The sequence below is a fragment of the Streptomyces scabiei 87.22 genome (assembly GCF_000091305.1).
GTDB lineage: Bacteria > Actinomycetota > Actinomycetes > Streptomycetales > Streptomycetaceae > Streptomyces > Streptomyces scabiei.
Genome location: NC_013929.1, coordinates 4,518,372 through 4,533,390, shown reverse-complemented (window position 1 = coordinate 4,533,390; position 15,019 = coordinate 4,518,372). Strand labels below are relative to the sequence as shown.

9 protein-coding genes are annotated in these 15,019 nt (G+C 73.0%); 7 read left to right on the top strand and 2 right to left on the bottom strand.

The genetic code is table 11. The features are described from left to right. Positions 1-632 precede the first annotated feature (632 nt). The 4 genes from SCAB_RS19185 to SCAB_RS19170 all read left to right on the top strand — a co-directional run bounded on the left by SCAB_RS19185 (position 633) and on the right by SCAB_RS19170 (position 6,792). Positions 633-1,886 (top strand): glycosyltransferase family 2 protein, encoded by a 1,254-nt coding sequence (locus SCAB_RS19185; protein ID WP_046773817.1) that lies wholly within the window; start codon positions 633-635, stop codon positions 1,884-1,886. Further along, positions 1,883-3,817 (top strand): right-handed parallel beta-helix repeat-containing protein, encoded by a 1,935-nt coding sequence (locus tag SCAB_RS19180; protein WP_231885082.1) that lies wholly within the window; start codon positions 1,883-1,885, stop codon positions 3,815-3,817. Before SCAB_RS19185 ends, SCAB_RS19180 begins: the two co-directional genes overlap by 4 nt. Positions 3,818-3,849: 32 nt before the next feature. After that, positions 3,850-5,373, top strand: coding sequence for a right-handed parallel beta-helix repeat-containing protein (locus SCAB_RS19175; RefSeq protein ID WP_231885081.1), 1,524 nt, complete (start codon positions 3,850-3,852; stop codon positions 5,371-5,373). Positions 5,374-5,445: 72 nt separating this feature from the next. Next, positions 5,446-6,792, top strand: coding sequence for a UDP-glucose dehydrogenase family protein (locus tag SCAB_RS19170; protein WP_013001726.1), 1,347 nt, complete (start codon positions 5,446-5,448; stop codon positions 6,790-6,792). A 76-nt stretch (positions 6,793-6,868) separates the two neighbouring features. Here SCAB_RS19170 and SCAB_RS19165 read toward each other — a convergent pair whose 3' ends face one another. Then, positions 6,869-7,861, bottom strand: a complete 993-nt coding sequence (locus SCAB_RS19165) for an MBL fold metallo-hydrolase (RefSeq protein WP_013001725.1) — start codon at positions 7,859-7,861, stop codon at positions 6,869-6,871. A gap of 181 nt (positions 7,862-8,042) precedes the next feature. Between SCAB_RS19165 and SCAB_RS19160 the strand changes: the two genes are divergently transcribed. Continuing rightward, a complete protein-coding gene (locus SCAB_RS19160) occupies positions 8,043-10,598 on the top strand; it encodes a WD40 repeat domain-containing protein (protein WP_013001724.1) in 2,556 nt (851 codons plus the stop codon). Here SCAB_RS19160 and SCAB_RS19155 read toward each other — a convergent pair. Further along, a complete protein-coding gene (locus SCAB_RS19155; protein WP_013001723.1) occupies positions 10,595-10,963 on the bottom strand; it encodes a trypco2 family protein in 369 nt (122 codons plus the stop codon). The genes SCAB_RS19160 and SCAB_RS19155 overlap by 4 nt on opposite strands. Positions 10,964-11,054: 91 nt before the next feature. On the opposite strand from SCAB_RS19155, the gene SCAB_RS19150 reads away from it, so the two are divergent. Together SCAB_RS19150 and SCAB_RS19145 are read left to right on the top strand one after the other, a co-directional pair. Further along, positions 11,055-12,425, top strand: coding sequence for a S1 family peptidase (locus SCAB_RS19150; protein ID WP_013001722.1), 1,371 nt, complete (start codon positions 11,055-11,057; stop codon positions 12,423-12,425). 458 nt (positions 12,426-12,883) lie between these two features. Next, the gene (locus tag SCAB_RS19145; protein ID WP_013001721.1) at positions 12,884-14,959 is read left to right on the top strand and encodes a tetratricopeptide repeat protein; all 2,076 of its coding nucleotides are present in this window, start codon (positions 12,884-12,886) and stop codon (positions 14,957-14,959) included. Positions 14,960-15,019: the final 60 nt, after the last annotated feature.

The window sequence follows — 15,019 nt, the reverse complement described above, 5'->3', positions numbered from 1 at the left end:
CAGGCCGTTCGTGCGGCGCTCTCGCCGCGGTTCGTGCAGCGCTCTCGCCGCCGTTCGTGCGGCGTCGTTTGCGCGGCGCCGGCCAACGGCTCTCGTCGCACGCGCTGTTCCGTGATCCGGACGGTGTGCCGGACCTCGTGTCCCGGCCGCCGTGGCCCCAGGGGCGCACGGGCCCTTGGTGGTTGAGGTGACGATCTGGTGAGGCGGGTGTGGCGTGTGTTCGCTGGAGCGATTATGGTGGTCGTGATGTGTGTCACATTCGGTTTGTTTGTGCGAAGGGTACGGGGGGCGAGAGGCAAAGTGTCCTAGGAAGGTCGGTTCCTGTTCGGGGATGTCCTCAAGTGCTTTGCTGATGAAGAGACTTGGCGATGCGTGGGGGCGGTCGGGCCGACCGGGTGCGGGGGCAGGACAGCGTGTGCTGTTCGCTGATGCGGATTCACTCTGCGGAGCTTTGGTGACTTCGGCAGGTGAACTCTGTGTTTCTCGTGTGTCGAGAGGGGCCAATTCGGCCCTAGATTTCCCCGCGTAGACCGCGAACGTCGCACATTTCGTCCACGTGTTTGGACAAGGCTCCGGCTGGGGGTTCTGGGTTCGTGTCGGATTTCTTCGACGATGTCTGGTCATGGATAGTCATGGCGACCGCCGAGACATCGTGGCGTGAGTTGATGCCTCTGGGCATCGCCGGCGCCTTCGTCTGGGGCCTGTGGCTCTATCGGGCCGTGCTCTCGCGGTTCGCCAAACCCGTGGTGAACAACTACCGGACCACCGTGTCCGTGGTGGTGCCCGCCTACCGGGAGGACGCGAGCATCCTGCTGGACTGCCTCGACACATGGCTGGAGCAGGACCCCACCGAGGTCATCATCGTCCCGGACGTGGACGACACGGAGGTCCTGCACCGGCTGTCGCAGGTGCGGGACCCGCGGGTGCGCGTGCTGGCCTTCGAGCACCGCGGCAAGCGGTCGGCGCTGGGTGTGGGGATCCGCGCCGCGACGAGCGAGCTCGTGGTGCTCGTGGACTCGGACACCCGTTGGGAGCCGGGGCTGCTCGCCGCCGTCCAGATGCCCTTCGTCGACCCCGAGGTCGGCGGTGTCGGCACCCAGCAGAACGTCTACCAGCGCAGGACCAGCGTCTGGCGGCGGATCGCCGACTGGCTCGTCAACCTCCGCTACTACGACTACGTCCCGGCCATGGGCCGCGCCGGCGCCGTGGCCTGTCTGTCCGGCCGTACGGCGGCCTACCGGCGGGCCGCGATCGAGCCCGTGCTGGAGAACCTGGAGAACGAGTTCTTCCTCGGCCGGCGCTGTGTCGCCGGTGACGACGGGCGGCTGACCTGGCTGGTGCTGGCCTCCGGCTACAAGACCGTGCACCAGTCGTCCGCGCGGGCGATATCGATGTTCCCCTCCTCCTTCCGCGCCTTCGTCAAGCAGCGCGTGCGCTGGAGCCGGAACTCCTACCGCTGCTACCTGACCGCCCTCTACAAGGGCTGGCTCTGGCGGGTCCCCCTGGTCACCAAGATCACCGTGCTGCAGATCCTGCTGACGCCCGTGACCATGGGCATGGCGCTCGGATACCTGCTGTTCAGCCGCTTGGAGCTGACCGGCCGCGGCGTGTTCCTCGTCCTGGTCTGGCTGCTCGTCGGGCGCGGGATCCGCGGCTACTCGCATCTGCGCAAGCACCCGCAGGAGCTGCTGCTGCTGCCGCTGCTCGCCCTCGTCGTCATCATGATCTCGCTGCCGATCAAGCTGTACGCGTTCCTCACGATGAACAGGCAGGGCTGGCTGACCCGTACCAGCGACCGTATCGGTGGAGAGGGACAGGACTCCGCCTCCCTGGGGAGTTCTACGCGGGTCACCGCGTCCACGTGGCCGGAGGTTCAGCAGTCATGACGCGTCACCCGCTTTCCGCCGTCCGGCGGACCCTCAGGGGCGCTGTCGTGCTGCCCCTCGCCGCCGGTCTGATACTCGCCTCGGCGGCCGCCTCCCCGGCCGCCGACGGCAACGACAAGCCCCGGGTCAACGCCGCCGACGCGGAGAACGAGACCGCGCTCGTGGCCGCCGAGGACCACCGCCTCGACCAGGTCCGCGCGGTGGCCGCCGTCGCCCCCCTGAAGGGCGGTGAGTGGAAGGCGCCGTACCGGCTGGACACCGGCGACGGCTACACCCTGGTCCTCACCGAGCGCAGCAACGCCTACACCGTCTCCGACCTGCTGGAACTGGCTCCGCAGACTTTCGTCCGCCAGCCCGACGGGGCCTACCTGCTGACCGAGAACATCTATCTCAACGCGGGCGCCAAGCTGAAGCTGTCCAACCCGGGCGGACTGACGCTGCGGATGGCCAGCAGCAACAAGGGCTTCGTCAGCATCGTCTCCTTCGGCGGCCGGCTCACCCTGGAGGGCACCCCGCAGGCGCCCCTGCGGATCACCAGCTGGAACGACAAGAAGAACAAGCCGGACAAGGACGTACGGGACGGCCGGGCCTACATCCGGGCCATCGGCGGCCAGTTCTCCATGAAGTACGCCAAGGTCGGTGACCTCGGCTTCTGGAGCGGACGCACCGGCGGCCTGAGCCTCACCGGGACCGACCGCCCCGACACCGGCAACATCGAGGACTCGACGGTGTCGCCGGGGACGAAGGCCGGCAGCGGTGGCGTCGTGGCGCAGCCCTCCGGCTCGCTGGCCACGCCGGACACCCGGTTCTCCGTGCCCAGCCTCTCCTACGTGTCCGCGGAGATCGGCCACTCCACCCTCACCGGCAACGCCTACGGGCTGTTCCTCTCCGGCGCCAACGGCGTCAGCATCAGCGACAGCACGGTGCGGAAGAGCCTGGAACACGGCCTGGTCCTGCACCGGTTCGTCACCAACGCCGTGGTCGAGCGGACCGTCTCCAAGGAGAACGGCGGCGACGGGTTCGTGCTGGCCCGCGCCACCGAGCAGGTCCGGGTCAGCGGTTCCACGGCCGAGGGCAACGGCGGCAACGGGTTCACGCTCAGCGGCCGTCCGCTCGCCAGCGGCCCCTCGGCGTCCGGCGAGTCCATCAGCAGCTACGGCTCCAACTCCGTGTCCGACAGCATCGCCAGGGACAACGGCCACTACGGCATCGAGATCTTCGGCGGCAAGGACGTCGGGGTGCAGAACAACCGGGTCGAGGGCGGCGACATGGGCATCGTGGCCCGCAAGGACGCCACCAAGGTCGCCATCACCGGCAACCGGCTCACCGGCCAGTCACGGCAGGGCATCTCGGTGCGCGACGGAGTGACCGCCGCGACGATCACCGGCAACATCGTCGAAGGCACCGAGACCGGCATCTACGTCCGGGACTCGGTCGGCGAGATCCGCGGCAACACGATCCAGGACGGCACCAACCACGGGATCACCATGGTCGGCGGGGTCTCGGAGTCGGTCATCACGTACAACGTCATCTCCGGGGTCGGCCCGAGCGCCGTGGACACCACCCGGGCCCACGGTGACATCGCCGTCAAGCAGAACCAGACGTTCGCCTGGCACGACACCAGCTCCTTCTGGGTCAAGTTCCGGCACTACGCGAGCCCGATGACGCTGCTCTGGACGTTCATCCTGCTGCTCATCCTGGTCTCGGCCCTGCTGGGCCGCCGCCAGAGCCGCAGAGGGAACCGTCGCGGCGGCCAGCGCCTGGGCGTCCACCCGTACGCGGACAAGAAGTCGGTGACCAACAGCGCCTCGGTCGTCGAGGTGCCGCTCCGGCAGACGTCCGACCGCAGCTGGTTCTCCAAGGACGAAGAGACCGCCGCCCTGCGCGTCCTGGCTCCCCAGTCCGTCCCAGCCGCCCGTCCGCCCCGCTGACGACGCGTTCCCGTCCACCGGAGTTGCTGTTCATGCCTTCCGAACCTCCCACGTCGAACGAACCGTCCGGGCAGAACGAACCGTCCGGGCAGCACGAACCGTCCGGGCCGAGCGATTCGTCTACGTCGAGCGAATCGCGTACGTCGAACGAGCCGCCCGCGTCGAGCGAATCGTCCCCGTCGAGCGAGCCGCCCACGTCGGCCGAGGCGCCCGCGTCGAGCGGCCCGTCCGAGCCGGACGGGCCGTCCCGGACGGGCGCGCCCACCAGGCCGATCGAGCCGCCTCTGCCGAGCGAACCGCCCCGGCCGAGCGTGCTGCCGCAGTCGGGCGGTTCGCCGCAGTCGGGCGAGCCCACCAGGCCGATCGGGCAGCCGGCCGGGCCGGGCGGGGCGCCCGCCCCCGAGCGCGGCTCCGCCCGGCAGCCGGCCGTCTGGCTGGCCGGAGGCGCGTTCCTGCTCGCGCTGGCGGCGCTCGTCGTGGCGGTGACGCGGGACGGCGGATCGTCGGAGCCGGAGGTGACGGCCGGCGCGACCACCGCGGGGCCCCGGGAGTCCGTCATCTCACCGACCTCGGACGAGCCGTCGGTCCTGCCGACCCGCACGGCCGCTCCCGAACCGGCCCCGACCGAGCACGCCACCAGCGGTTCGGTGCCCGAGGCGGCGGTGACCTGCCCGGCCGCCTCCGTCAAGGTGAGCGACGCCACCACGCTCGAACAGGCCCTCGCCCAGGCGCGACCGGGCGACAGCATCGCCCTCGCCAACGGCGTCTACGCCGGCAACTTCACCGCCGAGGTCTCCGGCACCGCCGAGAAGCCGATCTTCCTGTGCGGCAGTGCCGGAGCGGTCGTCGACGGCGGGGACACGGACGACGGGTACGCCTTCCACCTGGACCGGGTCAGCAACTGGCGGCTGGTGGGCTTCACCGTCCGCAACGCCCAGAAGGGCGTGATGGCGGACGGCACGGTGGGCACCGTCATCCAGGGCCTCACCGTCGAGCAGATCGGCGACGAGGCCATCCACCTGCGGAACTTCAGCTCGGACAACATGGTCCGGGACAACACCATCCGCGACACCGGGCTGCGCCGCGAGAAGTACGGCGAGGGCGTGTACATCGGCACGTCCAAGTCCAACTGGTGCACGGTGAGCGACTGCAAGACGGACGCCAGCGACCGCAACGTCGTGCTCGGCAACGACATCAGGGACACGACCGCCGAGTCCATCGACATCAAGGAAGGCACCAGCGACGGCAAGGTCATCGACAACACGTTCGACGGATCGAAGCTGAGCGGCTCCCACAACAACGACTCCTGGGTCGACGTGAAGGGGAACGGCTGGCTGCTCCAGGGCAACACCGGGAGCAACTCCCCGGAGGACGGCTTCCAGACCCACCAGCTCGTCAACGGCTGGGGCACCGGCAACATCTTCAAGGACAACACCGCGAACGTGGACGGGCCCGGCTACGGCTTCCACCTCACGACCGACGGCAACAAAGTCACCTGCGACAACAAGGCGAAGGACGCGGGCGAGGGTCTCGCCAACGTCGACTGCGCCTCCTGACCGCCCCCGCACGCGGCCCCGCACCCGCCCACCCTCGCTTCGACCTGTCCCGCAACACCCCTGGAGACCACCATGACCTGGTCGGACGACACCGACAGAACCGCGCCCCGCCTCACCGTCATAGGCACCGGCTACCTCGGCGCCACCCACGCCATCTGCATGGCCGTGCTGGGCTTCGACGTCCTCGGTGTGGACGTGGACCCCGTCAAGATCGACCGGCTGAGCTCGGGCGAGGTGCCGTTCTTCGAGCCCGGACTGCCCGAACTGCTCGCCAAGGCCCTCGACAGCGGCCGGCTGCGGTTCACCACCAGCTTCGCGGAGGCCGGGGAGTTCGGTGACGTCCACTTCGTCTGCGTGGGCACGCCCCAGCAGCGGGACTCGTACGCGGCGGACATGACCTATGTCGACGGCGCGGTCAAGGAACTGGCTCAGCACCTGCGCCGGCGCACGCTCGTGGTCGGCAAGTCCACGGTCCCGGTGGGCACCGCCGCCCGGCTCACGGAGATCGTCCGGCGGACGGCCCCGGCCGGAGCCGACGTCGAACTCGCCTGGAACCCCGAGTTCCTGCGCGAGGGGTACGCCGTCGACGACACGATGCGACCCGACCGACTGGTCTTCGGCACCGAGTCGGCGTGGGCCGAGGAGCAGCTGCGCGCCGCCTTCGCGCCGGTGATCGCCCAGGGCACCCCGGTGGTCGTCACCGACCTGCCCACCGCGGAGCTGGTCAAGGTCGCCGCCAACTCGTTCCTCGCCACCAAGATCTCGTACATCAACGCCATGGCGGAGGTCTGCGAGGCCACCGGCGCCGATGTGACGGGTCTCGCGGAGGCGCTGGCCTACGACGACCGGATCGGCGGCCGGTTCCTCAAGCCCGGCCTCGGCTTCGGCGGCGGCTGCCTGCCCAAGGACATCCGGGCCTTCAGCCACCGTGCGGAGGAGCTGGGAGTCGGTCAGGCCGTCTCGTTCCTGCGCGAGGTCGACGCCATCAACCAGCGCCGCCGGGCCCGCACGGTGGACCTGGTCCGCGAACTGGCCGGCGGCGAGCTGGCCGGAGCCAAGGTGACCGCGCTCGGGGCGGCGTTCAAGCCCAACTCCGACGACATCCGTGACGCGCCCGCCCTGGATGTGGCCAGAACCCTGCACCAGGCCGGCGCGCAGGTGACCGTCGTCGACCCGGCGGCCGTCGAGAACGCCCGCCGCGTCTACCCGGACCTGCACTACGGCACGGACGTGCTCACCGCGGCCACCGGGGCCGACGTGGTGGTGCTGCTCACGGAGTGGACCGAGTTCCGGGAGATCGACCCGGACGCCCTGGGCGCGGTCGTGGCCCGGCGCCGGATCGTCGACGGACGCCACGCCCTCGACCCGGCACAGTGGCGGGCCGCGGGGTGGGACTACCGGGCACTGGGCCGCCCCTGACCGACGGGTCCGGAAGCGGGGCCGTGCCGCCGCACGGTGACGGGCGGGCCGGCCCCGCCCGTGGCCGGCCGAGCGGTCACCCCCGCTTCTGGTGCTGCTCCGGCAGACGGCTCTCGGCGTGGGCCCACAGCACGACGTTGTCGAGATGTCCGGCCCCGCCCTTCTCCCGTTCGCGGCGGAAGAACTCGACGACCTCACGGTCGGAGTGGCGCAGGCTGAAGTGGGTCAGCACGAACAGGGTCTCCGGGTGTGCCTCGACCACCGGACGCAGTTCGCTCCACACGGTGTGCCCGACCTGCCGGGCCCGGCCGAGCCGCTCGTCGTCGAGATAGGTGCACTCGGTGATGACCACCGGGTAGTCGAACAGCCAGGGGTTGCGCGCGAAGACGCTCGGGTGGGTGTCGCCGAGGAAGGCGAAGGCGGGGCGGCGGATCTCCTGATCGACCGTACCGGGGCCCTCCTTGCGCCGCTCGGCGATGATCCGGCCGAACTCACCCGCCCGGCCGGCGGCGACCATCGACGCCTTCAACTCCTCGTACTCCGGCTTCAGGACCGTCTTCTTCTCCGCGAAGCAGTAGCCGACACACGGCACCTTGTGCAGGCACTCGACGACCCGGACCGCGTACTCCCCGCGGCGGCCCACGGAGAACTCCGCGCCCGGACGCACCCCGTGCAGACGGCAGTCCGGGGCGCGGGACGCGTCGAAGCCGGCCCCGTGGTTCAGCTCGCTCGCAGCGCGCAGGTAGGCCGCCGCGTACGGTTCGGCGGCGGCCGGCAGATAGATGTCCACCCCGGCGTCCCTGGCGGCGAGATAGTCCAGGTCCTTGGAATGGTCGAGGTGGGTGTGGGTCAGGAGCACCGTCTCCACCTGCCGGCCCTCGGCCAGCCCGGCATCGACGGAGCAGCGCAGTTCGGGGAGGTGGAAGAACGTCTTGTCGTTGGCGCGGGAGTAACCGGTCAGGGTCAGGCCGGTGCCGGGGACGCGCCAGGTCTTCCACTGGCGGAACGGGTGTCCCTGGTCCAGGAGTCGGGGGTGCTCGACGTGCCGCGGGTCAGGTGGGTGGGACATCCTGGTTCGCTCCCGGCCTCGTCGTCATGGTCCCGTGCCCGTACGGGAGTCGGGCCGATGGTACGGGGCGTCACCGGAACCGATTGCGGTATTTTCCGTGCCCACCGCCCACCGCCCACCGCCCACCGCCCACCGCCCAGCGGTGCTCAGCGGTACCGCCCCCCGTGCGATGAGGTGCTCCATGGAACTCGGCGAACGGCCCGACGGTGACAACGACGACGTGGTGGCGCCGGCGGACCTGGCCCACGACGCCCGGTTCCTCGCCTCCGCCGACCCGGACCGGCTCGCCCGCGTCCTCCACCGCGTCGACCGCTCCCGCTCACCTCTGCTGCGGGCCTACTGGCGGGCCCTGGACCGGCTGCGGGCCGCGGCGCCGGACGACCGTGCCGCCGTGCTCCAGGCGATGGCGCTCTGCGAGGAACCGGAGGCGTTCGACGGACCCGGGGGCCCGGCCGCGCACCCGGGGCTCGGTCTCGCCGAGGAGGCGGGCTGGGACCCCCTGTGGGCGGGCGGGGGCGGTCGTACGGTGTTCCACCGGCGGCTGCCGGGGCACGCGGACGATCCCACGCGGGACGACACGCGGCTGAACGTGCTGGCGTTCGGCACGGTCGAGGGACGGCCGGTGCTGGCGAGCGGGGGGCGCGACGGCGGGATACGGCTGTGGGACGCGCGGACCGGTGAACCGTTCACCACCCTCGCCCCGCCCCTGCGCGCCGCGTGCACGCTGCTGGAGTTCGGCACCGTCGACGGCCGTCCGGTGCTGGCCGCCGGCACACGGGACGGGCTGGTGCGGATCTGGGACCTCCGTACGGCCGAGCCGTCGGCGGTGTTCTCCGTGCCCGCCGGGCACGCGCGGGCGGCCGCCTTCGCCACCCTCGACGACGGTCGTCGGGCGCTGGCGGTCGCCCACGGATTCGAGGCGGACGACGGCTCCGGCCGGCCCGGCGGGCGCTACGCCGAGGACGCGGGCGGTGTCGATCTGTGGGATCCGCTCACCGGGGACCCTCTCGCCGCCCTGTGCGCGGGCGACGAGGTGATGTCGGGCGTGGCCGTCCTCACCGTCGCCGGACGGACCGCCGTGGCCGCCGTCTGCGGGGGCGACACGGTGCGGGTGTGGGACGCCACCACCGGCGAGCCCGTGGCCCGGTGGTCCGGCGAGCCGCTGCGGGACAGGGTGCCCCCGCTCACCGGGCTCCTCGCCGCCGTCGCCCACCAGGGGCGTGAGGTGCTGGCCGTCGTCGCCGAGGAGGCGACCGGGTGGGACAACCGTGAGTGGCGGCAGACCCTCTTCCTGTGGGACCCCTCGAAGGGCTCGGCGGGAGGCCGGGTCGAACGCTTCGACGTGCGGGAGTCGGAGTCGGTCCTCGCCTTCGGACGCCTGGAGGGCGGTCATGGAGGTGATGGCGCCGGCGGGGGCGACGCGGGTGGCGGGGGCGCCGGTGACCGTTCCGACAGTGAGACGGTTGTGGCGACGGTCGCCCCCCGGTCCGACGGGGCCTGGAGCGACGACGTCGAGGTCCGCGTCAGCACGCTCGCGGGACGGTCGGTCGCGGCGCTCTCCGCCCACCTCGGTCACGTCCTGACCGGCGCCTTCGGCACCGTCGACGGCACGACCGTGCTCGCCACGACCAGAACCGGCGGCTTCGACCGGACACCGGAGGACGGCCACGGAATCGTGCTGCTGGACGTCCCCGCCCGGTCCCCGGACGTGGGCGGCTTCCGGGCCGGCGGACTCGCGCTCGGCACGGACGGGCGGACACCGCTCCTGCTGGTCGGCGGCCCGTACGAGGTCCGGCTGACGGACCCGCTCACCGGACGGACGACGGCGCGCACCTCCCTGCCCCTCTGCGACGACCACCGGCACGGAGGGAGCCGGGGCGTCGCGGTCGCCCCGGCGACGGTGGACGGCAGCCCGCTGATCGCGGTCGCGGGCATCGGCCACGGTGTCGTCCTGTGCGACCCGACGACCGGTTCGGCGGTGCGTCGACTGCGCAGACACCCCGCGTGCTGGTCGAGGTTCGTGGCCTACGGGGACACGGGCCGCCGCGTCCTCCTGCCCGGCAGGCCCGCCGCCGAGGCCCGACGGGTCGACCTCCTCGCCGAGGCGGACACCAGCGGGCCGGTGACCGTGTGGGACGCCGCCACCGGGGACGTCCTCGCCACCCTGGAGTCCTTCGGGCGGCTGACCGCGCTCACGTTCGGGACGGTGGCCGGGCGGACCGTGCTCGCGACCGTCCACGGCGAGGCGCTCCGGCTGTGGGACCCGGTGAAGGGCAAGCAGCTCACGCAACTGCCGTGCGGCGCGGCCGGGTCGGCCCTCGGTACCGTCGCCGGGCGGGACGTCCACGTCTCCGCCGCCGGCCGTCGGATCCGGGTCCGCGACCTGGCGACCGGGGGGCTCGTGACGCCGGCCGACAACCCGGGGGCCGCGGTGACCTGCCTGTCGCTGGCCACGGTCGGCGGGCGGCCCCTGCTGGCCACCGGGGACACCTCCGGCACCGTACGCGTGTGGGACGCCGTGACGGGCGACCACCTCACGGTGGTGGCCACCTTCGCGCGGGTCGTCCACGACGTGCTGCTCGCGGCGATCGGCGACGAGGCGTACGTCTTCGCCCAGTCACGCGCCGGACGCGTCACCGCCGCCCGGCTGCGGCGGCCGTCCGGGGCGGCCGCCCGGGGCGGGGCACCGGAAGGGCCCCGGGACGGTCCCGGTGCAGCGGGCCGGGGGCGGTTCTAGGCGCCGTCCGGCGGATCCTCGCGGGAGAGCGAGCCCTGCGACGGGCCCGGGCGGCCCGGTGCGGCGGGGGTGTCGCGGCTCACCTCGTGGTGGTGGCCGCCGGGGCCGGGGAGGGGTTTGAGGTCGACCTGGACGCGGTGGGTGGAGTCATGGCTCACCGACCCGCCGAGGCGCGCCTCGACCACGCCGAGACGCAGGCCGGCGCCGCCCTCGCCGCCCCGGTGGAACTGGACCGAGAACTCCAGGCTGACCTGCTCCACACTGAACCGCCAGTCGCTCGCCGCGCCTTCGGCCTGCGCCCTGGCCAGCTCCGCGCGGACCGTGCCGATGGCCTCCGCGAGGCCGACCGGTTCGGGTTCGCCCATGTCACCATCCCGTCGTGTGCGTCGATCGGCCCGTCCAAGTTGGTTACAGAGTCTAGGGACGCACGATGCCCCACGCGTAGTCTGAGGCAGCATGGGGGAATTGCGTGCGGACTGGAGGCTCAGGCTGCGGCGCGGGGACGCGCACGGACCCGTCTGCGGCGCCGGCGTGCTCGTGGACCAGCACACGGCGCTGACCTGCGCGCACGTGGTGCGGGATCCGGACGCCGTGATGTGGCTGGAGTTCGCCGAGAACGGTGACCTCGAACCGGTGTCCGCGCGGGTCGCGCCCGGTGGCTGGCTGCCCGACGGACCCGGGGGCGGCGAGGACGTCGCCGTCCTCCGGCTGGACAGCCCACGGCCGCGGGCGCGTCCCGCCCGGCTGGAGACCGCGCTGTGGGGCGGGGCGGAGGTGTCCGCCACCGGGTACGCGGAGGGCTTCGACGACGGCATGTCCCTGTGGGGCCGGATCGGCGGGGTCAGCGGTGAGCGGGTGCAACTGGACGCCGTCACCAGGGCCGAGGTGGTGCGCAAGGGTTTCAGCGGCGCAGCCGTGTGCACCCGGCCCGGCGAGGGACGCCCCGCGCGCGTGGTCGGACTGGTCGTCAGCTGGCGAGGTGACATGGGGGAGTTGCTGCCCGAGAACAACCGGCTCGCCTTCTCGTACCTGATCCCCGTCGAGCGCATCGCCGAACTCTCGCCCCTGATAAAAGAGTTGAGCGGTCCGTACGCCTGGGACCATGACTTCGAGGAACGGCTGACCCGCTGGTTCGACGACCCCGACGAGGAACCGGTGAAGATCACCGTGGTGCCCCCGGGCAGCGGCAAGGAACGCTCCCTGGGACATCTGGCGCACCGGGCCGCGCTCGTCCACCGGGGCGGCACGTCCGGCAGACCGGACCTCGCCGACCACGCCCTGGGCCACATCGCCTTCCCGCCCGGCCAGTACCTGGCGTACTGGGACTGGCTGCTCGGCACCCGGCCCCGGCCCGCGCGGACGGCCGCCCCGGTGTCCGGCCCTCCGGTGTCCGGCGGACTGGTGTCCGGTGGCCCGGTCACCGTCCTCGTCGACGGCCTCGACGAGGAGCCGGAGCCGGGGCCATTGATCGAACTCCTCGCCCGATTAGGGTCGTTCGGCTTCCGGCTGCTGCTCGTCTTCCGGCACGAGGGCGGCACCGGCTGGACCGCCGCCCGTGACCGGCTCCTCGAACCCGCGCTCCTCGCCCACGCGGACACCCTCCTCGCCCGGCTGGAGCGCGCCGAGTTCAGCCGCGCGGTCCGGCACGGTGTCGTCGACAGCGCCTCCCTCGGCTCGATGACCGAGACGGCCGACCGGCGCCGGGCCGAACGCCGTCTGATCGACGAGACCACCCCGGACCGGGACCCGCAGGGACGGCTCACCCGGCTGCGCGAGCTGATCAGGACCCTGCGCGGGGACCTGCGGCGCTCCGGGGACGCGACATGAGGGGCCGGAGGCGGCCGGGGGAGGAGGTCGGGCCGGGGCCCCGGCCCGAGATGGGGCCTGATCCGGGGCCCGCCCCCGGCCCGGGTACGGGTTCCTCCGCGCCGCCCGCGCCGCCCTCCCCGTCCGCGCCGCCCTCCCCGTCCGCGATGCCAGCCCCGTCCGCCCTGCCCGTCCCGTCGGCCCCGCCCTCCCCGTCGGCGTCGTCCGGCCCGGATCCGGACGGCGAGCGCGGGACGCCCTGCCCGCACCGGCGCTTCACCGGCGCCCCCTGCGGCGGCACGGTGCTGCCCACCGGGCACTGTGCCGTGTGCGGGCGGGCTCAGGACGGCCCCCGGCTGCCCGCCCTGCCCGAGGATCCGGGTGCGTTCGGCCCCGCGGAGCTGCTCGCCCTGCCCGAGCGGGCGCCGCGCCCCGCGCGGGAACGCCTCATCGACCCCGAGGCGCCGCTGCGGGTCCGTATGGGCTGCTCGTCCCCCGAGTGCGGCATCACCTTCGCACCGCCCTACACCGTGGGCCGGGTGCCGGTCGAGGGGTACTGCCCGGCCTGCGGGGTGCCCTACTCGTACCGGCCCGAACTCGCCGCGGGCGACGTGCTGCGCGACCAGTACCGGATCCTCGGGCCCATCGCGCACGGCGGCCAGGGCTGGGTCTACCTCGCCGAGGACACCCATCTCGGGGACGTCGTCGCCGTCAAGGGCATGCTCAACCGCTACGAGCAGGACGGGGCCAGGCTCGCCGACGTCGAACGCCGCAACCTCGTCGCCATCCGGCACCCCCGTATCGTCCAGATCCGCGACTTCGTCGCCCGGCGCGACGACGGCGGCCAGGTCACCGGCGGCTACATCGTCATGGACGACGTGGGCGACGGCACCCTGGAGAAGGTCGTCAAGGAGACCCGGCGCGGGGAGTCCGTCCTCGACATCGAGCACGTCGCCGCGTACGGCTGCCAGATCCTCGAAGCCCTCGTCCATCTGCACGCCGGCGGCGAACGGGTCTTCGTGTACGGGGACATGAAGCCCTCGAACGTCGTGCACCACGGTGACGGCGTCAAGGTCATCGACCTCGGCGGGATGCGGGAGCAGGGCCAGAGCCAGCCGCCCGCCCATGTCACCCCCGACTACATGGCGCCGGAGACGGCGTTCGCGCCCATGCCCACCACCGCCCACGACCTGCACACCGTCGGAGTCACCCTGCGGGAACTCGCCGGCTGGGCCGTAGACGAGGTGCCCGGCCTCGGCACGGCCTCCTTCCGGGGTGTCGTCGACCGCGCCACCCGCGGCGACCCCGGCCTGCGCTTCGTCGACGCCCGCGAGATGGCCGGCCAACTGCGGGGCGCCCTGCGGGAGATCCGGGCCCTGCGCGGCAAGAGCGACCCGCCCGAACCCTCCGACTACTTCTGGCCGTCCCCGCAACTCCTCGGCGCCCGGCTCGGTACGGTCCCCGGCATCGAACACTGGCTGGAGCGCCCCCGGCGCGACCGCTACGACCCGCCGCTCGCCCCCGCCCTCGACCTCGGCGCGCCCACCCCCACCGAGATCGCCCGCCGGCTGCCGGTGCCCCGGCGCTACCCGGGCGACCCGCAGACCACCCGCTTCGAGGTGAGCAGCGGCTACGACCCGGGCCGCCTCCTCGACCAGGAGGACGGCAAGCCGCCCTCGGTGGAGATCCGCCTGCACAACGTCCGTGTCCTGCTGGGCCGGGACTCACGCGACGACCTGGAGCGGGCCCAGGAGGAACTGGACACCGCCGACTCCCTGCCGGGGCCGTCGGCCGTGCGCCGGTGGCGGCTGGAGTGGCACCGCGCCCTGGTCGCGCTGCGCCGGGCCGACCTGGACGGCGATCCGCGGCAAGTCGCGGCGGCCAAGGGCCACTTCACAGCGGTCCGGCTGGAACTGCCTGGTGAGTACGCGCCCAAGCTGGCCCTCGCCTACTGCGGGGAGCGGCTCGGCGACGACACGGCCGGGCCCACCGCCAGGCAGCTGTACGAGGCCGTGTTCGCCCGCAACCCCGCCCACGGCGGCGCCGCCCTGGGCCTCGCCCGGCTCGCCCTGCGCGCGGGCGACCGCCGGGCCGCCCTGCACGTCCTCGCCCGGGTCCGCCCCGGCACCCTGGACCACACCGTCACCCGTATCGCCTCCTTACGGATCCGCGCGGCCCGGCTGCCCCGGGACACCGAGCCGCTGCCCGAACCCAGCGAGGTGGACGCGGCGCTCGCCGAACTGAGCGACCTGGTACGCCGGGAACCCGGTGCGGGGGTGCCGGGGCTGTCCGAGGACGAGGCGCTGCGCCTGAGCACCGAACTGCACGAGTGGCAGCTGGACGCCCTCTACAGCCGCGACGACCGCCCCGGCCCCCGGGGCGGTGGCCGGCTCGACCCCCGCAGCCTGCGCGGCCTGAGCGCGCGGGAGCGCCGGCTGCGGGCGCGGATCGAGTCCCACTACCGCCAACTGGCCGCCCGGCACGACGGATCGGCCGCCACCCACGAACACCTCGTGGACCTGCTGCAGGCGGTCCGGCCGCAGACGGTGGTGTGAGGGGTGTGCGGATGCGGGCGGGCGGGTGTACGGGCGCGCGGGATGCCTCCGAGGCGCCCG